Raw genomic sequence first — 26,566 nt, 5'->3', positions numbered from 1 at the left:
TCTAAATTGAGAAGATATTTATGGCATTAAAAATACTTTATCTTTATACCGAAGTTATGGGTTACCAGACTTCAGTTTTTAAACGGTTGGTGAGTACCTATGGCGCTAGCATTGATGTTGTTCATTGGGACCACAATAAACTTACGCCTTTTAAGCATCTGAACATGGAGGGGGTGAAGTTTCATCCTCGCTCCAGTTTTTCCTCTGAGCAATTAAAACAATTCTCATTAGATTTAAGGCCGGATTTGATCTACATTTCCGGATGGCAGGATAAGTCCTATTTGCAGGTAGCCCGTTCGTTGAGATTGATGGGATATCCAGTGGTAGTTGGTTTTGATGATCAGTGGCATGGAAGACTTCGCCAATTGATGGGCTCGTATCTCATGAAGTTCATTTGGAAAAAGAGATATTTCTCTCATGCTTGGGTGGCTGGCCCCATGCAATATGAATACGCAAAAAGGATGGGTTTTTCCGATAATGAAATAATCTTTAATTTGCTCAGTTGTGATGTAGATGCCTTTAGCCAATCACTTGGTATGCAAGAGGGCAAAAACGATGCACTAAATTTTCTATTTGTTGGGCGATTTCATGCCAATAAAGGGATAAATACTTTATTGGAGGCATTTAGGATATACAAGAGCCAGCTCAATGGTACCTGGGGGTTGATTTGCGCTGGGAACGGACCACTTCGCGACTCACTGGATCGTGCGAGTGGAGTTCAGGTCGAGGAGTTTCAGGATATTGCAGGGTTACGACTTTTGGCGGAAAGGTCGGGGGCATTTATTTTGCCGAGCCGTCGTGAGCCATGGGGTGTCGTTGTGCAAGAGTTTGCACTCCTGGGTTTGCCTTTAATTTTGTCCGACCAAGTGGGATCGCATCCTTTATTCATGATTAATGGCTATAACGGGTATTTATTTGGACACGATAGTGCGGTAGATTTAGCTAAAAAGATGCTGGCGATTTCTACTATGTCTCTAAATGAGCGTCAGAAATATGCTAATCGCAGTCGTAAAATGGGTTTAGTAATTAATCCCGAAATGAGCGCTGCTAGCTTATTGTCAATTCTTTCGGCAAGTAGACAGAATTAAAACTTTCTTAAGTGAATTATAAAAAGTAATGGCCAGCTTGATTAAAGTTTATGAAAAAGAGAAATTAGACCTCACTAGCGCATTGCGAGCAGTGAAGAGCAGTCTGGGTGGGAAGGACCAGTTATCAAGCAATCCACTATCGCATTCTTATGAATATGAGGGTGACTCATGCCTGGATTAATTGTTGCTCTCGATGCATCTCGCAATCGCTCCGGTGGTGCCCGCGAGCACTTGATTGGGATTTTAGAAAATCTAGATCCAATTTCAGAGGGTATTGCGCAGATACATATATGGTCATATAAAGTTTTACTTGATGTATTGCCAGCGCACCCTTGGCTAATTAAACATAGCGTTCCCGCATTGGAAGGTGGATTGCTTTCTCAACTCTGGTGGCAGGCAAATGATTTAAGTGTTGAGCTAAGGAAAAATAGATGCGATATTTTGTTTACCAGTGATGCGAGTTCTTTGTGTCGCTTTGCTCCATCTGTAGTCCTAAGTCAGGATCTGTTGTCATACGAACCTGGTGTGATCTCTACTTTTGCTTGGGGTCGTGCGCGTTTACGCTTGATTGCTATTAGGTATCTACAAAATGTGGCATTTCGCAGGGCATCCGGTGTAATTTTTTTAACGCAGTATGCTGCAAAACTCATCCAATCTAGTTGCGGTTTATTGAATAACATTCGCATCATCCCCCATGGTGTGAATTCCCAATTCTTTGGAGGTGGTGAGCGCGCGATCCTCGCAAAAAATACTTCTGATGTTGATCTTCAGGCTGGGCGAATTCGATGTCTCTATATCTCCAATGCTGCTTTATACAAATATCAATGGGTCGTAGTAGAGGCAATTGGTCGCCTGCGGAAAAAAGGGATCCCAATTGAGCTCGATTTGGTTGGGGGCGGGCATGGGCCGGCTCAGGAAAAAATTGATGCCCAGATCGCCTTAACTGACCCTCAGGGGCAATTTATTAGGCAACACCCCTTCGTTCCGCATGAAGAGCTGCTGTCTTACTTGACAGCTGCAGATATCTTCATCTTTGCATCTGGGTGCGAGGCCTTTGGTATTACCTTGCTAGAGGCCATGGCAATGGGCCTGCCAATTGCAGCCTCCAATCGCAGTAGCATCCCAGAAACCCTGCGTGATGGTGGCCTGTATTTTGACCCTGAAAATCCCCTAGAAATAGCTGCTGCCGTAGAAAAAATCATTCAAAACCCAGGCTTAGGTAATCAACTGAGTGTGCGAGCCCGTCAATTGGCTAAGGAGTACTCCTGGGGGCGCTGTTCCAATGAAACCTGGGGGTATATCGTGGATACTTATAGGAAAATAGCCAAACCCTAGAAAACTAGGGTTTTTAGCTAACTCGACCCTAGCGTTTCCGTCTGAACTTATTGTGAATTTATTGAATCCCCGCCCTTATCAAATCTGCACTTGCTGTGTCATGGACACGAGCGATGCCATGATTGTTTTTGATGAAAAGGGCGTCTGTGATCACTGTAATGCCTATTTTGAGCATACCCTTCCGAACTGGCCTGTTAATCATGGTGGTGAAGCTCAGCTAGAAAAAATTGCCGAACGCATTCGGAATGAGGGTAAGGGTAAAGACTTTGACTGCATCATTGGAATGAGCGGTGGCATTGATAGTTCATACCTTACCTATATTGCTAAAGAGAATCTGGGATTGCGGCCATTGGTCTTTCACGTAGATGCGGGGTGGAATTCTCAAGAGGCAGTGAATAACATTGAAAAGCTCGTTGATGGCTTGGGGTTGGATTTATATACCGAGGTTATTGACTGGAATGAAATGCGCGATTTGCAGTTGGCATATTTCAAGGCAGGAGTTCCTAATATCGATACTCCTCAGGATCATGCCTTTTTTGCCACCATGTATCAATTTGCGCAAAAGTACCAGGTAAAAAATATTTTGACTGGCGCTAATTTATCTACCGAATGTGTTCGCAATCCGGTGGAGTGGATGTACTACCAGTCTGATTCAGTGCAGTTGCGAGACATTCATCAGCAGTTTGGTTCTAGGCCCTTAAAAAACTATCCACGGACATCGATTCTTTGGCATAAGGTTTACCTGCCGTATATCCAAGGCATTAAAGTTATTCGTCCGCTCAATTACATTCCCTATGTCAAGCAAGATGCGATCAAGCTTTTGGTTGAGCGTTTTGGTTGGCAGCCTTATCCTCGCAAACATTTTGAATCACGCTTTACTCGCTTTTATGAGAGCTACTGGCTGTTTAAACGTTTTGGTTATGATGTGCGCCGCGTGCAATTCTCCAGTTTGATTTTGACTGGACAAATGAGTCGTGAAGAAGCGCTCGAAGAGCTCAAGAAATCACCCTATGATGAGCAAACGATTGCACAAGATATCGAATTTGTGGCCAATAAGCTGGCTATCAGTGTGCCAGAGCTAGAGTCGTATCTTGAGGCTCCAAGGCGAAGTTACCAAGACTACAAGTCTCAGAAGTGGGTTTATGACCTAGGCGCCAAGGCAATGAAGTTGCTACGCATGGAAGTAGGCGGTAAGCGCTGATGATCGCAGTGATTGACTATGGCCTGGGTAATGTTCAAGCCTTCTTAGATATTTATAAACGCTTAAATCTTCCTGCATATGCAGCCAAAAGCGCCGAAGACTTAAATGGCGCATCTCGATTTATTTTGCCTGGAGTGGGCGCATTTGACTGGGCAATGCAGTCCTTGGATAACTCGGGTATGCGGCGCACACTTGAACATCTAGTTATTAAAGAGGGAATGCCTGTTCTAGGTGTCTGCGTCGGGATGCAGATGTTGGCGAACCGAAGCGATGAAGGCAATCTTGGCGGCCTAGGATGGATTCCTGGTGAAATCAAGCGTTTTGATGAGGCAAATTTTGAGCAATTACCCCATCTTCCTCACATGGGTTGGAATGATGTTGCTGTGGCGCAGAACAATCCTCTTTTAGAAAATATTACTGAGCCGCAATTTTATTTTTTGCACTCATATTACTTTGAACCTAGAGAAACGACTTGTGCTATTGGCGTGACGGAGTATGGGGGTGCATTTACATCTGTTGTTGCTAAAGACAATATTTATGGCACACAGTTTCATCCTGAAAAGAGTCACCACTGGGGTGTGAATCTTTTGAAAAACTTTGCGGAGCTATAAGTTATGCTTAGGCCGCGTATTACTCCTTGTTTGCTCATTCAAAATGGGGGTCTCGTTAAGACGCAAAAGTTTGCAGATCCTAAGTATGTAGGCGACCCCATTAATGCCGTCAAAATTTTTAATGAAAAAGAAGTTGATGAGCTCATTGTTTTGGATATTGATGCCAGTACTTTGGGGCAAGAGCCAAACTATGCATTAATTCGTAGCTTGGCCAATGAGTGTCGAATGCCACTTTGCTATGGAGGTGGAGTTAAGAATATTGAACAGCTAGAGCGAATTATTCAGCTGGGCGTTGAAAAAGTGGCTATTAGCTCCGCAGCAATTGCAGATCCGGATTTCATTGCCCAGGCCGCAAAACGTGTCGGTAGTCAGAGTGTGGTGGTAGTCCTGGACATTAAGAAAACAGGTTTATTGCGTCGTTATGAGGTTTTTACCCAAAATGGGGGTGCCTCATCTGGGTTGTCGCCCATCGATTTTGTTGAAAAAATGGAGAGTTTGGGCGCTGGTGAGATTGTGATTAACTCGATTGATCAAGATGGCTTAATGCAAGGGTATGATTTGGGCTTAATAGAGGCTATTCGCAAGCAAACGAGTCTTCCCATCACTGCTTTAGGTGGTGCTGGTTCACTGGCAGATATTCAGGGTTTGATTGAGAAATTTGGCATTATTGGGGCAGCAGCCGGTAGTCTTTTTGTGTTTAAGGGTAAATATCGGGCAGTATTAATAAATTACCCTTCTAGAGGTGATAAAGATGCCCTTGTGAGGGTGGGAATGGGTCGTTCATGAAGCAGGTCCTGCAAAGCTTAAAAACGGGAGCCACTGAATTGGCGGATATCCCCTGCCCAACACCCGGCCCAAAACAGCTCTTAATTCGCACGAGTAAGTCGCTGGTATCTGCGGGCACGGAACGTATGTTGGTCGAATTTGGTCAGGCTGGTTGGCTTGAAAAAGCGCGCTCTCAGCCAGATAAAGTCAAAATGGTTATTGATAAAATCAAGACCGATGGATTATTGCCCACTATTGAGGCAGTTCAAAACAAATTAGATCAACCGCTGGCATTGGGGTACTGCAACGTTGGGACCGTCCTTGAGGTAGGCTCTCAAATTGGAGGCTTTGTCTTGGGCGATCGTGTTGCCTCAAATGGTAAGCATGCTCAAGCCGTTTGCGTGCCTGGCAATCTATGTGCAAAGATTCCGGATTCAGTGAGTGATGATGAGGCAGCTTTTACTGTCATCGGATCAATTGCTTTGCAGGGTATTCGCCTTGCTAATCCTACTTTGGGTGAAACAGTTGCTGTTACAGGCTTAGGTTTGATTGGTTTGATTGCAGTACAACTTCTTAAAGCAAATGGCTGTCGCGTTATTGGGATTGATGTTGATCCGATTAAGCTAAAGTTAGCAGAACAATTTGGTGCTGAAATAATAGATGTATCTAATGGGCAAAGTCCAGTTGATGCCGCTATAACCCATTCGAGGGGTAGGGGGGTAGATGCTGTAATCATCACCGCATCCTCACAAAGCAATGATTTGGTGCATCAAGCTGCCCTGATGTCTCGCAAGCGCGGAAGAATCATCTTAGTTGGAGTGGTTGGGTTGGAGTTATCTCGCGCCGACTTCTACGAAAAAGAGCTGAGCTTTCAGGTGAGCTGCTCTTATGGACCAGGTCGTTACGATGCCAGCTATGAAGAGCGTGGCAATGACTACCCAGTTGGTTTCGTAAGGTGGACTGAGCAGCGTAATTTTGAAGCGGTTCTCGACATGATGGCTTCAGGAAGATTGGATGTGAAGCCGCTCATCTCGCATCGTTACGCACTAGAAAATGCTAATCAAGCCTACGATCTCATTACCTCTAACGAATCCTCATTAGGAATCTTATTTGAGTATCCCAATGCTTCATTGATTGCTGATGTGGTTTTACGAAGCAATCAAGTTGATTTAACTAATGCTGGTTTGGGTTTGCATTCATCGGCATCAAGATCACCTCAAAAAGCATCTGTAGGATTTATTGGATCAGGTAATTATGCAATTTCAGTATTGATCCCCGCTTTTCAAAAAGCGGGTGCGCATTTGCTATCAATAGCCTCGCGCGCTGGGGTGTCCAGTGTCTACGCGGGTAAAAAGTTTGGATTTACATCTGCAGTAACCAGTGCTGAGATGGTTATCCAAGATCCACAAGTAAATACCATCGCGGTAGCAACGCAGCATGATAGTCATGCACAGTATGTAATGGGCGCCTTGCACTCTCAAAAAAATGTTTTTGTAGAAAAGCCTTTGTGTCTGAATCTTGAGCAGTTAGGGCAAATTAGTGATCTGTATCGTGGTTTAGATGCTGATAAGCGACCGCACCTCATGGTCGGATTTAACAGACGGTTTGCACCACAGATTCAGAAAATTAAATCCCTCATTAAAGATGCTGGCGTACCCAAGTCATTTGTGATGACAGTCAATGCTGGTCGAATTGATGGCTCTCATTGGACCCAGGATGGTCAAGTGGGTGGTGGCCGCATCATTGGAGAAGCGTGCCACTTTATTGATTTAATGCGCTATTTGGCAGGCTCTCAAATTACCGAGCATTCGGTTCAGTCTATGAGTGCTGCTGGAGTTTCGGCGCCTGCAGATTCCGTCATGATTGGACTCAAGTTTGCCGATGGATCAATCGCTTCGATTCAATACTTGGCTAACGGCAGCAAAGCTTTTCCCAAAGAGCGTTTAGATGTTTTCTGTGGCGGGAAAATTCTCGCCCTTGATAACTTTAGAAAATTACGAGCTTACGGTTGGCCTGGATTTAAAAGCATGAATCTCTTTAGGCAAGACAAGGGCCAACAAGCTTGCGTTCAAGCGTTTATAGATGCGATCGAACAGGGTGGGCCAACGCCTATCCCGTTTGAAGAGATTGAAGAAGTATCTAGAGTAACCATTGAGATCGCCCAGGAGGCGCATTGAGTTCGGCTAAAAAAGCCTTGCTGTATTGGAATACCCTTCGTTACCTTAAGCCGATTCAAATCTATCGACGCTTTTGGTTTCGTTACTATCAGCCATCACTCAATTGTGATTTGTCTCGGATTCATCTTGCTAAACCAAAGGGTATTTGGCAAAGACCAGTAGCCCATAATCAGTCTCTAATAGAAAAAAATACATTTTGTTTTTTAAATCAGACGCAAGAAATTATTGGGGGCGATGGGTGGAATGATCCTAAGTTGCCCAAGTTATGGCTTTATAACTTACATTATTTTGATGACCTTAATGCGCAAAATGCATCTGATAGGCTTGAGTGGCATCACCAGCTAATTTCTCGCTGGGTTGCAGAGAATCCATCCACTCGTGGCAATGGCTGGGAGCCATATCCAAGTTCATTAAGAATAGTCAATTGGGTCAAGTGGTCATTGGCTGGCAATAGGCTTGGAGCGGCGGAGCTTGAAAGTCTCTATTTGCAGGCTAGATGGTTAGCCAAGAGAGTTGAGTGGCATTTACTTGGCAATCATTTGTTGGCCAATGCGAAAGCACTGGTATTTGCAGGAATATTTTTTGATGGCGATGAGCCCCAGAGTTGGCTAAGACTTGGAAGGAGCATTTTGGCGGAGCAACTCCCCGAACAAATTTTGGCTGATGGGGTGCACTTTGAGCGCAGTCCGATGTATCACGCCATCATTCTTGAGGATGTATTGGATTTAGTCAATTTAGCCCAGACTTTCCCAGAAAAGTTAGATGCCGACTATTTGGCATCAATGAAGACCGTTGGTAAAAACATGCTGTCTGCATATGAACAGTTAAATCATCCGGATGGAAAAATTGGCTTTTTTAATGATGCTGCATTGGAGATTGCTGCGTCTCTCTCTCAATTAAGCAATTATGCTCAATCTCTAGGTATTGATGCCGTATTAAGAGTGTCAGGCGTCGAGTGCCAACAATCAAATGGGCTCTCTTTAGTTCATTTACGTGAAGCTGGATATATCCACATAGAGAATAGCGATGCATGTGCAATTCTGGACGTGGCTGAAATTGGCCCCGATTATCTGCCTGGACACGCTCATGCAGACACCCTTTCATTTGAGCTTTCTGTATTTGGTGAGAGATTAATCGTGAATGGCGGAACCTCTACCTATGCAGGGGCTTCGCGGTCTTACGAGCGTTCTACAAAAACCCATAGCACAGTTGAGGTTGATGGAGAAGACTCTTCTGAAGTTTGGGGGCATTTTAGGGTGGCCAATAGAGCTAAACCAGTGGACTTAACCATTACCAATGCCAATCAAGGATTTGAGGTTTCCTGTGCACACAACGGCTATCAAAGACTAATTTCTGGGTTGATGCATGCCAGAACCTGGAATATGTCCACGAAAGATCTGGTGGTTGGCGACAGAGTTTACAGAGGGGATGAAAAAAACGCTAAAGCTCTCCCAAGATCAGTCGCAAGATATGTCTTGCATCCTTCGGTCAGAGTTTCATTAGTAAATATAAATCACTGGGAGCTGCAGCTGCCTAATCAGAGTCTTGTGCAGCTTAGAGTTCATTCTGGTAACGCTTATCTTGAGAAAAGTACCTATGCTCCAGAGTTTGGGATATCGCAAGAAACGCAATGTATGGTTGTTGAGTTGGTTGGTAATGGCACCTTGAGTTCGCAAGTGCAGATTCAGTGGGGTTGATGTGCACATCCTTTTTCTAACAGATAACTTTCCCCCTGAGGTCAACGCGCCTGCTAGTCGCACCTTTGAACATTGTCGTGAGTGGGTTAAGTTGGGTGAGCAGGTAACCGTGATTACTTGTGCCCCTAACTTCCCAAAAGGAAAAGTTTTCCCGGGATATAAAAATCGCTTGTGTCAGACCGAAACCATTGAAGGTATTCGAGTAATTCGGGTTTGGTCTTACATTACCGCCAACGAAGGCTTTGTGAGGCGCAGTTTGGATTACATAAGCTTTATGGTAGCGGCCACAATTGCCTCTTTATTTACAAAGAAGGTGGATGTTGTGATTGGTACATCACCTCAGTTCTTCACAGTTTGCGCTGCCTACGTTGTCGGACTTCTGAAGCGCGTCCCTTGGATTTTTGAATTGAGAGATATTTGGCCTGAATCGATTAAAGCTGTTGGTTCAATGAAGGATGGAGTTCTGTATCGCTCGCTAGAAAAGCTGGAGCTGTTTTTATATAGAAAAGCCAACCGCGTTATTAGTCTGACACAGTCTTTTAAAGTAGAGCTCGTCTCACGAGGTATTTCGGCGGAGAAGATTGATGTAATAACCAATGGAGTGGATTTAAGTTTATTTAAACCTCGCAGTAAAAACCAAGCCCTCTTAAAACAACTAGGGCTCGAGAATAAATTTGTTGCCGGCTACATTGGCACCATTGGCATGGCACACGGGCTCGAAACATTGGTCGAGGCAGCCGAGATTCTTCAAGGTATACCCGCTGCTATAAATATTCATTTTCTTGTTCTGGGGGATGGCGCAAGAAAGGGCGTGATTAAGGAGCTCGCTTCCCAAAAAAAGCTCAAGAATATTGCTTTTATTGATACGGTCCCGAAATCAGAGGTTGGTGATTATTGGTCGCTGTTGGATGTGTCAATCATTCATCTTAAAAAAGATCCATTATTTGAAAAAGTTATCCCCTCTAAATTGTTTGAATGTATGGGGATGGGGATTCCAGTTTTACATGGGGTTTTGGGTGAGTCGGCGGAAATTGTTAATCGTTTGGGGGTTGGAAAAACTGTTCCCCCCGAAAACCCGAAAGAGCTTGCTCTTGAGCTAATGACGTTACCAGTCAATTCTGCATCCTTAGGTCAAATGCGGCGGGCAGCCTTGAATTCTGCTGGCGCATTTGAGCGGAGGCAGTTGGCGCTCAATATGCTCCAAATTTTGCAACATCATCTTGCTGGCCACTCAGGACGCGGAAAAGCATAAAAAGCGCTCAATCCAGCAAATATCCTTGATTTTTCGTTGATATTTTCATTCCCTTTTTTAGTATGAAAATTTATAGGTCTTTGAAATTAAAGATTAAAATCTACTAAATTACATATTTAAGTGCTTACGCCGTCCAAAATTGTCAAATAAACGTCAAAAAATCCTCATCGTCTTTGGAACTAGGCCTGAAGCCATCAAAATGGCACCCCTAATCCATGACTTAAAAAAGCTTCCAAATGAGTTTGAGGTGATTGTGTGTGTGACTGCGCAACATCGCGAAATGCTTGATCAGGCACTTTCTTTTTTTGGGATCACGCCTGATATCGATCTTAATTTAATGAAATCAGGTCAGACCATTAGCGGTTTGGTTGCTTCAGTTCTTGCTTCCGTAGCTCAGGTGATTGAAGGCAAGCAGCCCGATATGCTGCTCGTTCATGGCGATACCAGCACTACCTTGGCAACTGCAATGGCTGGGTTCTTTGCGGGTATTCCCATTGGCCATGTTGAAGCAGGGTTGCGCACCCATCGAATGATGGAGCCTTTCCCTGAGGAATTTAATCGTCAAGTAGTCAGTAAGATAGCTCGCTGGAATTTTGCCCCCACCGAAGGAAATCGAAGTAATCTTTTGAGTGAATCTTTTGAGGATGCTTCAATTACCGTTACTGGCAATACTGTCATCGATGCCTTATTTTTGGCCTTAGACCAAATCGATCGTGATCCCGCTCAAGTCAATTCAATCACCGAGTCTTTATCACGTCAATTGCCATTTGATTGGAGGAGCGAACGCTTTGCTTTGATTACAGGGCATCGCCGTGAAAACTTTGGTGATGGTATTAAGCAGATTTGTAAGGCGATTTCAGCGCTTGCAAAAGACTACCCCTCCGTACATTTTGTCTATCCAGTCCATCTTAATCCCCAAATTCTCTGGCCGGTTCAAGATTTATTAAAGGGGTATGCCAACATCCATTTAATTGATCCTTTGGGGTACCCCGAATTTGTTTATTTAATGAAACATTGCTTTGTCGTGTTGACTGACAGCGGCGGTATACAGGAAGAGGCGCCAAGCCTTGGTAAGCCCGTATTGGTGATGCGTGATGTTAGCGAGCGTCCGGAAGCTATTAGCTTTGGAACGGTAAAGCTAGTCGGCACAAAGAGCGAAGCAATTATTCATGGAGTCAAAGAGTTGTTAGATAGTGAATCAGCATACCAAAAAATGGCTCAGCAAACCAATCCTTATGGCGATGGTCAGGCATGTAAACGAATTATTGAGGTGCTAAGAGGTGTTCATGCAAAATAAAACAGTGTGCGTGATTGGCCTGGGCTATATCGGGTTGCCAACAGCAGCGCTCTTGGCTGGCAAGGGCTACCAAGTGATTGGTGTGGACGTTAACCCAAAAACAGTTGAGATCATTAACAAGGGGCAAATACACATTGTTGAGCCTGATTTAGATGCATTTGTTAGATCTGCAGTCAGTTCTGGAAAATTAAAGGCCCAAACAGAGCCAGCACATGCCGATATTTTTATGGTGTGCGTCCCAACTCCGCTTTTAGAGAAGCAGGATGGAATACCGCAGCCTGATATTAGCTATGTGGAGTCTGCTGTTAAAAGCATAGCTCCTTATTTGAAGTCTGGTAATTTAATTATTTTGGAATCGACTTCACCTGTGGGCACAACGGCAGCGATGACGCAGGTGTTAAGTGGGTTAGGGGTGGATGTATCAAAAATTCATATTGCCTACTGTCCGGAGAGAGTGCTGCCAGGCAAAATCATGACTGAATTGGTAGAGAATGATCGGGTGGTGGGTGGAATGACAACCGGTGCATCAGAGGCCATTTCAGAGTTTTATAAGAGCTTCGTACGTGGCGAGGTTATTCAAACGAATGCGCCTACTGCTGAAATGTGCAAGCTTGCCGAAAATAGCTATCGAGATGTCAACATTGCCTATGCCAATGAGTTATCTCTTATATGTGCTAATGCTAATATTAATGTCACCAAGCTAATCGAGCTCGCCAATCGTCATCCACGAGTGAATATTTTGACTCCGGGTGTTGGTGTTGGCGGACATTGCATTGCTGTCGACCCATGGTTTGTTGTGGCGAAAGATCCTCATAATGCGCGTTTAATTCATACGGCACGGACTGTGAACGATGGCAAAACAGAATGGGTGATTGCTCAAATAGCAGATCAAATTAATACGCTGAAATCTTCCTTGCAGAGAAAGCCTACTGTGGCATGTTTTGGATTGGCATTTAAGCCCGATATAGATGATTTGCGCGAGTCACCAGCGCTATTGGTTGCTGAAAAAATTTCCGCAATGGATTGCGAATTATTAGTGGTTGAGCCCAATATTGAGGGGCATGCTTCATTTACTCTTTGCAATCCTGCCAAGGCCTACGATTCAGCCGACCTACTCATTTTTTTGGTGAAACATCGCCAGTTTATTGATTTAGTAAAGCACGCCGACCTAAGTGGTAAAACCGTTTTAGATTATTGTGGAATCTTATGAGAATTAGCTATCAAATCATTTGTGACTTTTGGTCGCAAAATAAAAAATTGCTCATTATTTGGCAGCTGGTTTTCTTACTTGCAGCCGCTGTGTATTTGGCGGTAACGCCAAAAACCTATGAGGCTTACTTTCAGGTTAAAACAGCCAAAATATCTATCGATGGCAATTGGACCGTCTTGAAACTTGGTCGCAATACTCGTCGCGATCTGATGTCGCCACAAGGGTTTCCAGGTGAATTGGTGAAAGTTTGCATGGGGGAGGATAGCCATGCGCTGCGCCGCTCATTGGTTAATTCTATTCAGGTAGATGTGATTGATGATTTTGGTGGTGTAATGGGCATATCTGTACGCTTAGTAGGAGTTGAGCAATCTAAAAAATGCGCGAGTTCCCTTGCCCAGTTTATTGTTGAGAATTCAGATGCCTCCTTAAGTAGAAGGCTAGGTGAGGATGGGTTCTCAAAATCAAGCACCATTCAGAAAGGGAAAATCCAGGCATATGAAGGTCCAGGGCTGATTTCGCAAATTCAAATGAGCGATTCCTATATTAAACCTCGTATTACGAATACCATACTTCTTGCTTCATTGTTAGGGTTTGTGGGTGCAGTTGCCTACGTTATTTTGAGAAGGCGCTATCGTGCAGCATAAGCTGGCTGACATTAAATCACTCGCAGGTTTTTTTATAATTTGCATGCTGATTAATGCATTGGTATTTTTTAAATCGATACCAGTTTTTTTTATTCCCGATGCAATATTGCTGGCCTATTTAACTTATAAGCTTAAAGATTTAGATCAGAAGATTTCCCCTTTATTTTTCGTGGGTGGAGTGTTATTTTTTGGTTTTTATTTATTCTCTCCAGAGCCATCAGATCTTGAATATCAAAATAAATTCCTAGTTACCTTAAAGCCATTTATTTATATCTGCATTCTCGCTTTATATTCCAGCAACGCCCCCAAAAAATCTTTATACCCATTTATAAAAGGGGTGGTTGTTTTCTATCCATTTTTACTAATCTGGAATATTGCTCTCTTTTTTATTAAAAATCATCCGCCTCTTTCTAGGCTAATACCCGAGGCTAGGCCATTTTTTATTTTTGAGAATAATTTCGAAATTACCTTCTACATCTCCTGCTTCATTGCATTGGTATTTATTTATAAAGATCGCAGTTTAAAGAATTACTTTCTCCTTGCTATGGTGATATTACTTGCCAATAGTCGCTCGGGTCTTCTCTCCTTCATTCTTATTAGTCCATTTTATTTTTGGACATTGGACATTAAGAAACGTCTTATAGCTTTCAGTGCTGCCGTTATTGCCGCAGGTTTTGTAGTGGTTGGCCGCAATATTACGCAAATCTCCGGTAATGTTGATCGCCTGCAGACCTTGAATTTAATGTGGAGTACTTACGATGGGAGTTTCTTAGAGCTACTCTCTTATCCATTTGGGCATGGTATCTATGCCAAACTCCCGACCTATCTCTGTATCAAGTTACCTGATTTTGCAGAATGGTTTGTTGGTAACAGTAACAACTGTGACCCCATCATGCTTCAGGCCTTTTACACTAGGGGATTATTTCAATTTGGTTTTTATGTAACGCTACTCATTCCGATCATGTTCTTCTTGCTTGTGAGGCGTGAAACTGGCACTAAGCTAGCTATGCTTATAGTTGCACCCATGGCTTGCGTTGCTACATCGGTTGGCGGCTTTTCAAATGGCCTGGCATTCTTAGGTGTTCTGATGTGTGTTTACGCTTATGTGCAAGTTCATCATCCAAACCATCAGCCTCTTCATCGCTAGCCATGTTAAGTATTGTTACGATTAACTTCAATAATGCGGTTGGCTTAAAGAAGACAATTGATTCCTTGCAATCACTGCGCAACTCAGGGTTCCAGTGGGTTTTTATTGATGGCGGATCTACAGATAGCTCACTAGAGCTGGCAAACAGTTTTGCCAGCAAGGGGGATAGGGTCGTTTCGGAAGCCGATTCTGGGATTTACAACGCCATGAATAAGGGTATTAGCCATGCAAATGGCGACCAGATTCTGTTTCTCAATAGCGGTGATGAGCTTCATGCTGCTATTGGATCATGTCAAGAAATGGGCTTGAAGGATGGCAGCGACCTGCATCTCTTCGGATTTCAGATTAGGGGTAGAACACGACTTCCACGCAGTAATGCTTGGCGAATTTGGTCAATGCCAACATCTCATCAGGCAATCATCTACTCTGCTAAGCTCCTTCAAAAAAATCCATATGATGAGTCTTATCGCTATGCGGCAGATTTTGAGCACTATTTACGCATAAATAAATCCCAATTACGCATTGCAAAGAGTATGAAGCCTTTGATTGTGAATGAGCCCTATGGTAGCGACCAAAATTTATCCGTGGTCCTGGACGAATACCGTCGTGCTCTAATCGAAAATGGCTATCCGCGACTGTGGGCCCAGTTTGTATTTTGGCTAAAGTCTCGATACTTAAGAATTGCCCTTGGCTTATGAAAATTACTGCAATTATTCTCACCTTTAACGAAGAGATTCATCTAGCACGGTGCATTGAGTCTCTACTGCCTTTAACGGGCGATATTGTGGTTGTAGATTCGCTTTCAACCGATCGCACCATTGAGATTGCACGACAATATGGCGCTCGGGTGCTAGAGCGTGCTTGGCAGAATAATCATTCCATCCAGTTTAACTGGGCGCTGACTCAGCTTAATCCTAGTCAAACAGAATGGGTTCTGCGTATTGACGCCGACGAAGTATTGACGCCAGGGTTAGTTGTGCAGCTACAGCAAGAATTACCACAGTTAGACAATCAAACAGTGGGCGTTCATTTTTTTAGGAAGATGTGCTTTCAGGGTAAGTTGATTGAGCATGGTGGTGTTGGGCGCAATAAAGTGTCTAGATTATTTCGTTATGGACATGGTAAATCAGAAGCTCGGTGGATGGATGAGCATATTAAGATTGATGGCAAATGCCTGGACCTTCCAGGGCACATGATTGATGACAATTTAAACTCCGTATCTTGGTGGATCACAAAGCACAATAACTATGCTAGCCGCGAGGCCATAGATTTATTGAATTTGAAATATCGTTTTACCGCCCTAGACTCTGTATCGGATTCCGGTACAACATCATCTATCAGTAAGAAGCGCTGGATTAAAGAAAATCTATATTCAAAAATGCCGCTAGGTATGCGATCTTTCAGCTATTTTTTTTATCGCTATTTCTTACTAGCGGGATTCTTGGATGGCGCGGTTGGCACTCAATTCCATTTCCTGCAGGCTTTTTGGTACCGCTATCTAGTGGATATCAAATTTGCTGAAGTAGAGCGTTATATAAAAGTGCATGGTGTTACACCTCAGGCCGCTATTGATCGTGTCTTGGGTATTAAGTTGAGCCAATGAGCCCAAAGGTATCCATCATCACGGTTTGCTTTAATAGCGCCAAGACTATCGGAGATACGATTGAGTCTGTTTTATCCCAAGACTACCCCGATATTGAATACATTGTGATTGATGGTGGATCGAGTGATGAAACTGTATCCATTGTTAACGAGTATTCGGATCGCATATCAACAATTGTTTCCGAGCGGGATCGCGGTATTTACGATGCAATGAATAAGGGCATAGCCCATGCAACTGGCGATATAGTAGGAATGCTGAACTCAGATGATGTTTATATCAATAAACATGCTGTCTCAGATTTGATCAGAGAAATGCAGAAAAAAAATACAGATAGCGTTTATGCGGATTTAGTCATCGTTGACCCACTAGATCTCAATAAAGTAATGCGATATTACGACTCTAGCTATTTCACTCCGAATAAATTCCGGTTTGGATGGATGCCTGCCCACCCGACGTTTTTTGTAAAAAAAGCCCTGTATGACAAAGTGGGACCTTATTCACTGGATTATAAGATTTCCGCAGACTATGAAATGCTGATAAGGCTATTATGGGTAGAGAAGGCCAGCTATTCCTATCTTAAGGAGCCCATGGTTAGAATGCGTCATGGTGGTGCAAGTACTGCCGGTCTGTCTAGGGTGATTTTGCTGAACAAAGAAATTGTATTGGCATGCAGGAAGCATCATATTAATACTAATTTGCTATTACTGATGCTAAAGATTCCAACCAAGTTGTTGGGATTAATTTTTAAAAAATCCGAAGCTAATTAAGTTGAGCGCTATTGTTGATTGCCTCATCTAAGGTAATTTTTAACCACGGTGAAAAATGAGACAATCCACTGATTGATAGATGAAGTCCATCAATTATTCGGGCGGTATTGCCATCAAAGAGTTCACATGTATTTTTTGTATCTGAGCAATAAAAATCAAATGCGTTAATGTAGGCAGCATTATGGGTTCTTGAAATTTTTTCAATAGTTTGATTAATGGAAAGCCTTCTCTCGTTTCTATTTTTATAGATAAAGTTTTTGAACTGTAAGTCTTGGTTTTCTAATCCTGAAACTGCAAGATAGTACAAGATGGAGCTTATATCGGTGAATGTAGGGGCACCATAAAGAATAATATTTTTTTGAGTAAATTGTGGGATCCCGAAGATTGCGGATATTGTGCCCACATTACTGCCCTCCCAAAGATTTGCAATTACAACATCAGTACTGTTTTTTAAAAGATCAGACCCCATTACAGTTGAAATTTGCTCTCTGCAAGAGCCATCCGGCATATTGTTGTTTGAATATGAATCCAAGAATTTAAAGCAGGTGTCATCTAATTTTAAGCGCCGATATTGCACAATATCAGTCTGTTTTAGGGAGGCCTCTGCACTGATATACAAATCTTCTGAAATAGAATCGCCCAAGAAGAGAATTTTGCGTCCAGATGTCTCTTTGAACGGGCTTGATGAATCTTCCAGTTTCTCAGCCCATAGCTGGTGGCGGCTCTTCTGTTCGGACTCTAAAGCTTTAAATAGGGCGCTAGTCTCCAAATTCATCTTGGACAATTTGTATGCTTTAAGGCCATTGGTCCCGGTTAGGTATACGCCAAAAGCCATGAGAATTGCCGTGATCACAAAGAGCCACGCATAAAATGCTTTTGGCGAACCTTTCCCTTGTCGTATTGGTTGCTCGATAAAGACATTTGATATTGCAGCTAGAAAAAGAGTGCTTATTAATGCGGCTAAGATTTGAATCTGAGTCGGATTATCGTAAGAATAGATTCTTATAAATGCAAGGGCTGGTTGGTGAAATAGGTATAAGCCATAGCTAATTGACCCTATGTAAACGAATGCATTTTTGGAAAGCAGGCTTGACACCATTCCATGTGAATTGAACATCAGAATACAGCTGGCTAGTATTGGTATTGAGTACAAAAACAGCACATCACTTTGATTATTAAAAAAGCTTAGCGACCCTATGAGGCTGAGGAGGGAGATTATTTTTATAGCATTGTTGATTTTCGGAGTGAAAATTTCACTTTTGGATATCGCAAGCATTGCAGTCAGTGAACCTGCGATTAGTTCCCATGCCCTAAATGGAAGCAAATAGAAGGATTCAGATTTAAAGCCGAGTCGATCGACATACAGCATCGCCACTAGACTGAGGAATCCCGCACACATCAATATCCATACTTTATATTTTTTACTTTTGACAAGAATAAAAACCCATGGAAATAGGAGATAAAATTGCTCTTCTATTCCGAGGCTCCAGATGTGAAGAAGTGGAGTTAACTCAGCAGATGGTGCCCAATAATTTGTCTTTAGCCAAAAATAGATGTTAGCGGAAAAGGTAACCGAGGCAATCAAGCTTTGGCCGAAGTCCCCTAGCTGGGAAGGGGTCATCAATATAAAAGCTAAGACCGAGGCCATGCAAAGCATGAGAGATAAAGCTGGAAGAATTCGCCTTGCTCTGCGATTATAAAAATCAAGCAGAGCCGCTTTATCAAGGAATTCTTTTGAGGCTAGGTTTTTTGTGATGAGATAGCCGCTAATCACAAAAAATACATCCACACCCAAAAAGCCGCCACTCCATCCAGGGACGCCGGCATGAAAAAGGATCACGGGCAGGACTGCAAGGGCTCTTAGTCCATCGATATCTGGTCTGTACTTAATCAAATTTTGAGCGCATTGAGCGTATTTTATGAGGGCGCTAATTTACTGCGTCGTAATAGTGTCAAAATTTCCAATTGAATGAATTGTCCCACCCTCTAATCTAACAATTGCAGAGCAATTCTTGAGAGTGCTAATACGGTGAGCAATTATCAAAATGGTTAGCTCATTACTTAAGCTGTCGATGGCTTCCATGACTGCTTTTTCAGTATCACTATCGAGCGCGCTGGTAGCTTCATCAAAGATGATGACGTTTGCTCTTTTGTAGATTGCTCTAGCAATACCTATGCGCTGTCTTTGACCGCCAGAAAGGCGAACACCTCTTTCCCCAACTAGAGTGCTGTATCTATCCGGCAAAGAGAGGATCATCTCATGGATCTGGGCTTGTTTTGCTGCATTTTCTACCTGTGCAAAGTCGATTTGATCTTTTGGTATTCCAAAGGCAATATTTTCCGCGATAGTGCCGTCGGCTAAAAATATGCTTTGTGGAACGTGTGCAACATGTTTCTGCCACGATCTAATGTTGTCTGAGGCAATAGGAATGCCATCAATTTCTAAGGCGCCTTTGGATGGTGGGAGAAGCCCCATCAAGATATCAAGCAAAGTACTCTTACCGCTCCCGGTTTCACCAATAAATCCTATGCGACTACCTTTAGGAATGTTAAGGGATAAATTATTGAAGATCGCTTTTTGTTCTGGTGAATATACAAAAGAGATGTTATTAAGTTCAATCGATTTTGAAAAAGGAATTGCTTCAATTGCTTCTTCCTCGAGATTCTCGGGAAGTGGCTGATCTAAAAACTCTAAGGTATCTTTTAAGGAGTGTTGATTTTGTCTTAAGTTTGCCCAGGAAGAATAGGCCTGTTGCATTAAGGGTAGTAGTCTTTGGGCGGCTAGAGCTAGCGCTCCTAAAATTGGCACCGCTTTAGAAACCCCATCCGGTTTGCTGGCTAAGAAATAAGCTAGTAACGCTATTAATAGAATGCCCAGCCCTTCAACGGCAAAGCGGGGAGCTACGCTAATAAAGGAGCTGCTGGCATAAGATCTTCTAAGAAGAAAGTCGGATTTTCTATAAATGCTGCAGAAGGTATTTTGGGTGCCGTCAATCAATACATCACGAATACCGCCAAGACCTTCTTGCAATGATTTGATGACTTGAGTTGATTCGTGCGCAATATTTTTACTATCAATTAACTGTTGTTTGCGAGTCATTTTGATAACTACTACATAAATTGAACCAAAGATACCAAAGGCTATTAAGGTAGTCTCCGGAGCAAAAAATATCAGTGCTCCAAAAATTAAACTTGTAATGATTGCAGAGCTGGCGATATATAAAAGTGGCATCACAATACCATTGGCAATGGCTGTTGATTTAATGGAGATGCCATCAATAATTTCGCTGGTATTGCGGGACATTTGAACTGAATAAGGTTGATAGAGTGTGCGTTGATACATGTCGTAGCCAATATCAGATCCCACTGCAGCCGAAAGAAACAGACTGGATCGAAGCAAGATAAGTCTGATTGAGGCGGCTAGGACTGCTGCCAGGCAAAAGGTGGCTGTAATTGGGAGTAGTAATTCTGAAACTGTATTGATGCCAAGGGCCTTAATTAGGGGCTGGAGTAGTGGCAAGTCAAAGACTCTTTGGGGCTCGGTTAATACAGCCAAGAAGGGCAATACCGATCCAATACTTAAAATCTCTGCAAGAGAGGCGAGAATCATTAAGCCTAGCAAGAGTCCGAACTGCTTCTTTCTGCGTTGACTAAAGTGGTCCCAGAGTCTTTTGAGTAGCTCTGTTAGTTTTTCGGGGGCTTGACCCATTAATGATCCAAATTCGATTGAAGTGACATGATTTTAAGAAGAATACGATGACTTGTATACTTTCCATAATCAAAACAAGAGTTTAAGGCCATTAGGCGCATGCGTAGCCCCATTCTATTTCTCGTATTCAATCGCCCTGATACCACTGCTAAGGTATTTGAGCGCATACGGGCAGCCAAACCACCTAGGCTCTATGTGGCAGCGGATGGTCCACGCAAAGGACGTACAGGTGAGCTAGAGGCTTGCCAGCAGGTTCGAGACATTGCCACTCAAGTTGACTGGCCTTGTGAGCTCAAAATGCTGTTTCAGAAGCGTAATTTAGGCTGCAAGATCGGCGTTTCAACTGGGATTTCATGGTTTTTTGAGCAGGAGCCCGAGGGCATTATCTTGGAAGATGATGTGTTGCCAGATCCCAGCTTTTTTGACTATTGCGACGAGTTGCTTGAAAAATACCGCTTTGATGAAAGAGTGGGAATGATTAGCGGCTCTAATTTGATTTCATCACAGATTGATTGCGGGGAAAGCTATTTCTTCTCAAAAATTCCACTGATTTGGGGTTGGGCTGCATGGAGAAGATCTTGGCAGCCATATGATGTAACCCTAAAAAACTGGCCTGCATGGGATCGGAGCGGGGGATTACAAAAACTATTTCCTAACAAGCCTTTAGTCATCTCTTATTGGCGTGATGCATTTAATCGGGTGTTTGATGGCAAGCTCAACACTTGGGACTATCAGCTTATGTTCACGCGTTGGAGCAATGGTGGGTTGACCATCATCCCAAAAAATAACTTAACGGATAACCTGGGGTATGGGGCTAATGCTACCCATACTTCTCAGCATAAGCCAGCATGTTTGATCGATTCACCTGTATTGGAATTAAAACCTCCCTTTACTCATCCCGAGCAAATACAAGCAAATGATGCAAGAGATTTTCTGATTTTTAAGCACGTGCATGAAGTCAATCTCATGGGCTTTATAAGACGCCAACTCAGGCCCTTAAAAAAGCTGATGATGTCTGCCAGTTCTCAGAAATAAGGCATATGCGCGTCTTTGCACTGAACCTTTCGGATTCTGTTGGCGGCGCTGCAAAAGCTGCTTATCGCATCCACCAAGCAGTTCGGGGGGTTGGGGTCAATTCTAGTCTTATCGTTCATCGCAAAATCTCGAATGATCCGCATATCATTGGCCCAAAAACTAACCTTGAGATATTCTTTGATCGCTTTCGATCGGGCGTTGGTGTTTTAGTTGCACGCTTGATTCGTGCTCGGAACGGTGATTACCATTCACCAGCAATGTTCCCCACTTCCTGGTCTAAACGATTAAACCAATCGAGTGCGGATGTTGTTCATTTGCATTGGATTCATGGGGAAATGATGTCGGTAGAAGATTTGGGCTCGATAGATAAACCTTTGGTCTGGACGCTGCATGATATGTGGGCGTTTTCTGGAGCCGAGCACTACTCTGAAGATCTGCGTTGGAAAGAGGGCTATACCCAAGGTAATCGCCCCAGGGATGAGGCTGGTTTTGATCTCAATCGCTGGACTTGGTTGCGCAAGCAAAAGGCTTGGAAAAATCCAATACAAATTGTGACGCCTAGTCAATGGTTGGCATCTTGCGTTAAGAATAGCGCTCTGATGCGTAATTGGCCGGTGGAAGTTATTCCCAATCCTATCGATGTCAATCAATGGGCTCCAATTGATAAAAAAATCGCGCGCGAGAAATTAGATCTTCCTCAAGACGTGCCCCTGATTTTATTTGGCGCAATAGGTGGCGCTGCCGATCCCAGAAAAGGGTTTGATTTGCTCCAAGAGGCTCTTCAAAAGCTATCTGGAAAGATCGACAGTTTGGAGTTGGTGGTTTTTGGTCAAGCAGCACCAACACAGCCGGTTGATCTTGGCTTTCCAGTACACTATTTAGGTCACTTAGCGAGTGAAGTGGATATGCAAATGGCCTATAGCGCAGCAGATGCTCTTATTGCTCCTTCCAGGCAAGAGGTGTTTGGTCAGACAGCCAGCGAAGCCCATGCCTGCGGCCGCCCTGTGGTGGCCTTTGAGGGAACCGGGTTAGCTGATGTTATTGAGCATCAAAAAACAGGGTATTTGGCTAAAGCCGGGAATGTGCAAGATTTAGCGAATGGCATCACTTGGGTTCTCGAATCTATCTCGCAATCAAATGCGTTAAATGTAGCGGCTCGGAAGCGCGCAGTGGAAAAATTTAGCTACCCAGTAGTCGCTCAGCAATATCAAGACATCTACTCAAAAGTAATAAAGTCAAAACACAAACCTCAATAGTTTTTAGAGCGTGGATATCATCGCTAGGAAATTTTTTAATTACTTGTGAAATTTCTCTCATTTGTTACACGCCTGTTAAATGACTGGGCAATGTGTATTTTGATCCATGGGTATTGCGTAGTCAGTGATGAATAAAGTCATTAATCCATCTCGGGGCCCAACTAAGAGATGCCAAGGCAATAGTCATAGCCAAGAGGCAATTAGAAGCAATACGATTGACTTGTATGCCTGGGGTCAATGTATTTTTGACTCCCATCGAATCTACAAAAGTAAAGAAGGCTAGGCTCACAAAAATGAGGCCCGGAAATAAATACATTTCCAACAGTCTATTTTTTTCTACGCTAATCATGGGTGAGAATAGAAGGGCTGCTCCTATGATGCTTAAAACAAGAGTCAGTAATTGAGAGTGATCTAAGGTGCCGCAGAATATTTTTATGTTCAAGGTTTGACTGCCAAGCAACATGCCAATGCCCAGCCCAAAATATCGCCAGTAGCCACAGACAGTCCGCTAGTGATTCTAAAACCATAGCCTTGGTTCTGTTCTGCCCGAATAAATCTGCAACCGGGGTACTGGGGGGTAATGTGTTGAGAACGGTTCCAGTGTCATCGTTAGAGCCGTTATCGACCAAAATGACTTCAATATTGCCCTTTCGAATGAGTGGGGTACAGTGCTCTAGGAGTTGCGGAAGGCTCTTAGATTCGTTATAGCAGGGGATAATGAGGGAAAATTTCATAGTTTGGGCTTGCGGGTGTTTTAATGGCACTCTAATACTTCTTTAATTGATTTAGATAATGAGACATTATTGATGATTCGCGCTACTTTCAACAAATTGCGCATTTATAAAGAATTACCGATGCAGCAGCTGTTAGACAGCGCCGCTACTCAGAAATTCGAAAATCAACTGATTGCACCGGTGGTCTACCAAACTTGGGAAGACCGTTATTTTGGTAAAACTCATCTTAAAGAGATTGAAGGTTTTAGAGCGCTCAACCCTAATCTGGATTTTAAGCTCTTTGATAAGGTGCAAAGAGAGGCATATATGCGTGAATATTGGAGTGAGCATCCCATTTTCTCCATTTATATGCATTCTCAGTTTGGGCCAATGAAGGCCGATATTTTTCGTTATTGCCTGTTGTTTGAGCGTGGAGGCTTCTATTTTGATATCAGTAAGGGTTGCAGTGCTGCCTTGAGCACATTTCTGAACAGCGATTCCACCGCATTAATTTCTTTTGAGTCTCACGATTGTTTTATTCCACCTAATCCCATTTTGGCAGATCGAATGCAGCATGCCGATAAGCAAGTGCTGCAATGGGGTATGGGCTTTGCTAAAGGCCACCCCATTCTGCTGCGCATGATTGAGAATATTTGCCTGCATTACACGTTGTTTAAAAATATTATTTTTACCAATCCCAAAAATGCCATTGTGAGATTTACTGGGCCAGGCATGTTTACTAAATCAGTGCGCGAATATTTTGAAGCGCAAGCAGATGACTCAGTCATTCAAGCGGGTATCGACTTTAACGGCGCGGGTATTTTTGCTCTTGAGGGCTCTTGGGCAAGGTACTCCAGCGTTCCCTTTTATGGGGAAAGCAAGCATCAACCCATTGTTTTGTAATGACAACCGCTTACTCATGCAACAGCCGCACGCAGCTTCTGTATTGGGCTTTACTTCTCTCAAGCTTTTGTTCTGAGCCATTCAGTCTATTTGTTGGGAATGGATTATGGTCTTCTGTGTTTGGTTCTTGCCTTAGCACTCTTATGTATGCGCAGCTCAGGACCAAGCAAATCAAGATGGTTCTTGGTGTTGGCAATGGTGCTCTTTGCGATAGCCACTCACCTCTTTCTTTTTGCCGCATTCGCACTACCTCTCTTGATTTATGGCTACTCAGACCAATGATGTGTTTCTGAGTCGCTTAACCATTCTTTCCCTTTCTGAAGGTCTAGCTCAAAGTAGACATTTTCAGTAATAGCGTGTTCTAGCCATTTTCCAGAGGTCTTAATCCATATAGAGTTGGATTTAGGGTTCTTAAAAGAGATATTGCCACCACCACCTTGAATAATCAGAGGGTTTGAAGATATTTGGTTAATTGAGTGGGGCAACATAAAATAGCTCTAATCTGGCCGTTAAGGTCCGTTTATGTCTTTGATTTTAATTGATTTGCTGGTATTTAAGGGGGGTAGAGGTTCTGTGAGTTTTTTGGACGAATTTAATCAGTTGCATGGCCAGCGCATTTTGGTGACGGGTGCCTCCGGTTTCGTTGGCTCTAGATTGCTGGCTTCGCAAGATGCACTAGCTCAAAATATTCAATTTCGTGCAATAACCAGAGGCCCGCTTGAGAATCCGCTATCAAACGTGGAGCAATTCCTAGTCTCTGATATTTCAGAAAAATCGGATTGGACTAAGGCGCTTTTGGGTGTGGATACTATTGTGCATTTAGCGGCAAGAGTTCATGTTATGGAAGACAGGGCAAGCAATCCGCTGGAGAAGTATCGAAAGGCCAATGTCATTTCTACGCTAAATTTAGCAAGGCAAGCCGCAAATGCAGGAGTCAAGCGCTTTATTTTTTTAAGCTCTATCAAGGTGAATGGAGAGAAAACAAATTTGGGTGAACCTTTTACTGAGCATTCAATCCCCAAGCCCGAAGACCCATATGGCGTTAGTAAGCTAGAAGCCGAGGAGGGTGTTCGTGAGATTTGCAATGCCACAGGCATGGAGTATGTGCTTATTCGACCGCCATTGATTTATGGACCGGGTGTAAAGGCCAATTACCAAAAACTCATGCGCTTGGTTCAAAAGCGTTTACCTTTACCTTTGGGGGGCATAGTTAATCAACGAAGCATGTTGGCATTGGATAATTTGATCGACTTTATTTTATTGGTTGCAAGACACCCCAAAGCAGCAAACCAACTTTTTTTACTTTCAGATAGCCAAGCTTATTCAACCCCTCATTTAATTGAGCGCATGTCTAAGTGTATGGGATATACCTCATCAAGATTAATTTCCATTCCTGCCCAAATATTGCGCATAGCTGGGTTATGCCTTGGTCAAAAAGCTGCTGTCGATCGCCTTACGGAGTCCTTGGAGGTTAGTACTCGCAAGGCTCATCAATTATTAAATTGGAATCCTCCTTTAAATGTAGAGCAGGCAATACAGATAACGGTTAATGACTTTCTTTCAAGTCAAGAGGCAGCTTAATTGATTAAACGAACATTCGACTTCTTTTTGGCTGTATTGCTATCAGTTATTTTTTTGCCTCTAATGCTATTAGTTGCAATGCTGATAAAGATTACCTCCAAAGGCCCTATTATTTTTTGGTCACAAAGGGTGGGAAAAAATAACCAACTTTTTTGGATGCCTAAGTTTCGTACCATGTTGATAGAAACACCTAATGTGGCAACGCATCTTTTAGTAGGCGCCAATCAATATTTGACACCTGTCGGAAGTTTTCTACGCAAATCCAGTTTAGATGAGTTGCCTCAACTTTGGTCTGTTATCAGAGGTGATATGAGTTTTGTAGGTCCAAGGCCGGCGTTATTTAATCAGACTGACCTTATTAATATGCGAACTGCTGTTGGTGTGCATTCCCTAACCCCTGGAATTACTGGTTGGGCTCAGATCAATGGGCGCGATGAATTGGCTTTATCTGAAAAGGTGGATTTTGATCGGGAATATCTTCAGAAACGTGCTTTGGCTTTTGATATTCGGATACTTTGGCTAACGGGACTCAAAGTTTTTCGGCGCGAGGGCGTTTCTCACTAGAATGTGGGTAG

General features: G+C 43.2%; 25 protein-coding genes. 21 read left to right on the top strand and 4 right to left on the bottom strand.

Annotation, left to right across the window (positions count from 1 at the left end):
- The first annotated feature begins 20 nt into the window (after positions 1-20).
- The 16 genes from ICE89_RS06450 (at position 21) to ICE89_RS06375 (ending at position 16,794) form a co-directional block, all read left to right on the top strand.
- Complete coding sequence (locus ICE89_RS06450; RefSeq protein ID WP_216265282.1) at positions 21-1,088, top strand: glycosyltransferase family 4 protein; 1,068 nt, start codon at positions 21-23, stop codon at positions 1,086-1,088.
- 28 nt (positions 1,089-1,116) lie between these two features.
- Positions 1,117-1,269: a hypothetical protein gene (locus ICE89_RS06445; protein WP_216265281.1), complete on the top strand. Its 153-nt coding sequence runs from the start codon at positions 1,117-1,119 to the stop codon at positions 1,267-1,269.
- Complete coding sequence (locus tag ICE89_RS06440) at positions 1,257-2,423, top strand: glycosyltransferase family 1 protein (RefSeq protein WP_216265280.1); 1,167 nt, start codon at positions 1,257-1,259, stop codon at positions 2,421-2,423. Before ICE89_RS06445 ends, ICE89_RS06440 begins: the two co-directional genes overlap by 13 nt.
- 52 nt (positions 2,424-2,475) lie before the next feature.
- Entirely contained in the window at positions 2,476-3,624 is a 1,149-nt protein-coding gene (locus ICE89_RS06435) for an N-acetyl sugar amidotransferase (protein WP_370625342.1), read from the top strand.
- Positions 3,624-4,235 (top strand): imidazole glycerol phosphate synthase subunit HisH, encoded by a 612-nt coding sequence (hisH, locus tag ICE89_RS06430; protein WP_216265278.1) that lies wholly within the window; start codon positions 3,624-3,626, stop codon positions 4,233-4,235. The genes ICE89_RS06435 and hisH overlap by 1 nt, the downstream gene beginning before the upstream one ends.
- 3 nt (positions 4,236-4,238) lie before the next feature.
- Positions 4,239-5,021, top strand: coding sequence for an AglZ/HisF2 family acetamidino modification protein (locus tag ICE89_RS06425; RefSeq protein ID WP_216265277.1), 783 nt, complete (start codon positions 4,239-4,241; stop codon positions 5,019-5,021).
- Complete coding sequence (locus ICE89_RS06420) at positions 5,018-7,177, top strand: bi-domain-containing oxidoreductase (protein ID WP_216265276.1); 2,160 nt, start codon at positions 5,018-5,020, stop codon at positions 7,175-7,177. The genes ICE89_RS06425 and ICE89_RS06420 overlap by 4 nt, the downstream gene beginning before the upstream one ends.
- A complete protein-coding gene (locus ICE89_RS06415; protein ID WP_216265275.1) occupies positions 7,174-8,874 on the top strand; it encodes a heparinase II/III family protein in 1,701 nt (566 codons plus the stop codon). Before ICE89_RS06420 ends, ICE89_RS06415 begins: the two co-directional genes overlap by 4 nt.
- A 1-nt stretch (position 8,875) precedes the next feature.
- A complete protein-coding gene (locus ICE89_RS06410) occupies positions 8,876-10,126 on the top strand; it encodes a glycosyltransferase family 4 protein (RefSeq protein ID WP_216265274.1) in 1,251 nt (416 codons plus the stop codon).
- A 139-nt stretch (positions 10,127-10,265) separates the two neighbouring features.
- Positions 10,266-11,423 carry a non-hydrolyzing UDP-N-acetylglucosamine 2-epimerase gene (wecB, locus tag ICE89_RS06405; protein ID WP_216265273.1) on the top strand — a complete coding sequence of 386 codons (1,158 nt, stop codon included), beginning with the start codon at positions 10,266-10,268 and terminating at the stop codon, positions 11,421-11,423.
- Positions 11,413-12,633: a UDP-N-acetyl-D-mannosamine dehydrogenase gene (wecC, locus tag ICE89_RS06400; protein ID WP_216265272.1), complete on the top strand. Its 1,221-nt coding sequence runs from the start codon at positions 11,413-11,415 to the stop codon at positions 12,631-12,633. The genes wecB and wecC overlap by 11 nt, the downstream gene beginning before the upstream one ends.
- Complete coding sequence (locus ICE89_RS06395) at positions 12,630-13,277, top strand: hypothetical protein (RefSeq protein WP_216265271.1); 648 nt, start codon at positions 12,630-12,632, stop codon at positions 13,275-13,277. The genes wecC and ICE89_RS06395 overlap by 4 nt, the downstream gene beginning before the upstream one ends.
- Positions 13,267-14,424, top strand: coding sequence for a hypothetical protein (locus tag ICE89_RS06390; protein ID WP_216265270.1), 1,158 nt, complete (start codon positions 13,267-13,269; stop codon positions 14,422-14,424). The genes ICE89_RS06395 and ICE89_RS06390 overlap by 11 nt, the downstream gene beginning before the upstream one ends.
- 2 nt (positions 14,425-14,426) lie before the next feature.
- Positions 14,427-15,122, top strand: coding sequence for a glycosyltransferase (locus ICE89_RS06385; RefSeq protein ID WP_216265269.1), 696 nt, complete (start codon positions 14,427-14,429; stop codon positions 15,120-15,122).
- On the top strand, positions 15,119-16,027 hold the full coding sequence (locus ICE89_RS06380) for a glycosyltransferase family 2 protein (protein ID WP_216265268.1): 909 nt from the start codon (positions 15,119-15,121) through the stop codon (positions 16,025-16,027). Before ICE89_RS06385 ends, ICE89_RS06380 begins: the two co-directional genes overlap by 4 nt.
- Positions 16,024-16,794: a glycosyltransferase family 2 protein gene (locus tag ICE89_RS06375; protein ID WP_216265267.1), complete on the top strand. Its 771-nt coding sequence runs from the start codon at positions 16,024-16,026 to the stop codon at positions 16,792-16,794. Before ICE89_RS06380 ends, ICE89_RS06375 begins: the two co-directional genes overlap by 4 nt.
- On the opposite strand, the gene ICE89_RS06370 is transcribed toward ICE89_RS06375, so the two are convergent.
- Positions 16,787-18,688, bottom strand: coding sequence for an acyltransferase (locus ICE89_RS06370; protein WP_255558736.1), 1,902 nt, complete (start codon positions 18,686-18,688; stop codon positions 16,787-16,789). The genes ICE89_RS06375 and ICE89_RS06370 overlap by 8 nt on opposite strands.
- A gap of 39 nt (positions 18,689-18,727) precedes the next feature.
- Entirely contained in the window at positions 18,728-20,503 is a 1,776-nt protein-coding gene (locus ICE89_RS06365) for an ABC transporter ATP-binding protein (protein WP_216265265.1), read from the bottom strand.
- Between the two features lie 99 nt (positions 20,504-20,602).
- On the opposite strand from ICE89_RS06365, the gene ICE89_RS06360 reads away from it, so the two are divergent.
- Complete coding sequence (locus ICE89_RS06360; RefSeq protein ID WP_216265264.1) at positions 20,603-21,538, top strand: glycosyltransferase family 2 protein; 936 nt, start codon at positions 20,603-20,605, stop codon at positions 21,536-21,538.
- A 5-nt stretch (positions 21,539-21,543) separates the two neighbouring features.
- Positions 21,544-22,794, top strand: a complete 1,251-nt coding sequence (locus tag ICE89_RS06355) for a glycosyltransferase family 4 protein (protein ID WP_216265263.1) — start codon at positions 21,544-21,546, stop codon at positions 22,792-22,794.
- Positions 22,795-22,915: 121 nt separating this feature from the next.
- Here ICE89_RS06355 and ICE89_RS06350 read toward each other — a convergent pair whose 3' ends face one another.
- Together ICE89_RS06350 and ICE89_RS11785 are read right to left on the bottom strand one after the other, a co-directional pair.
- The gene (locus tag ICE89_RS06350; RefSeq protein ID WP_216265262.1) at positions 22,916-23,143 is read right to left on the bottom strand and encodes a hypothetical protein; all 228 of its coding nucleotides are present in this window, start codon (positions 23,141-23,143) and stop codon (positions 22,916-22,918) included.
- Positions 23,136-23,528 (bottom strand): glycosyltransferase, encoded by a 393-nt coding sequence (locus ICE89_RS11785; protein ID WP_216265261.1) that lies wholly within the window; start codon positions 23,526-23,528, stop codon positions 23,136-23,138. The genes ICE89_RS06350 and ICE89_RS11785 overlap by 8 nt, the downstream gene beginning before the upstream one ends.
- 72 nt (positions 23,529-23,600) lie before the next feature.
- Here ICE89_RS11785 and ICE89_RS06340 point away from each other — a divergent pair, with 72 nt between their 5' ends.
- The 3 genes from ICE89_RS06340 to ICE89_RS06330 all read left to right on the top strand — a co-directional run bounded on the left by ICE89_RS06340 (position 23,601) and on the right by ICE89_RS06330 (position 26,555).
- The gene (locus ICE89_RS06340; protein WP_216265260.1) at positions 23,601-24,410 is read left to right on the top strand and encodes a glycosyltransferase; all 810 of its coding nucleotides are present in this window, start codon (positions 23,601-23,603) and stop codon (positions 24,408-24,410) included.
- 522 nt (positions 24,411-24,932) lie between these two features.
- The gene (locus ICE89_RS06335; protein ID WP_216265259.1) at positions 24,933-25,991 is read left to right on the top strand and encodes an SDR family oxidoreductase; all 1,059 of its coding nucleotides are present in this window, start codon (positions 24,933-24,935) and stop codon (positions 25,989-25,991) included.
- Positions 25,992-26,555: a sugar transferase gene (locus ICE89_RS06330; protein WP_216861961.1), complete on the top strand. Its 564-nt coding sequence runs from the start codon at positions 25,992-25,994 to the stop codon at positions 26,553-26,555. It begins immediately after the preceding gene.
- Positions 26,556-26,566 lie beyond the last annotated feature (11 nt).

This window comes from Polynucleobacter sp. AP-Kaivos-20-H2 (assembly GCF_018882215.1).
In the GTDB taxonomy this organism is placed as follows: Bacteria; Pseudomonadota; Gammaproteobacteria; order Burkholderiales; family Burkholderiaceae; genus Polynucleobacter.
The sequence above is the reverse complement of the archived record's forward strand: the minus strand, read 5'-3'. Positions and strand labels throughout refer to the sequence as shown.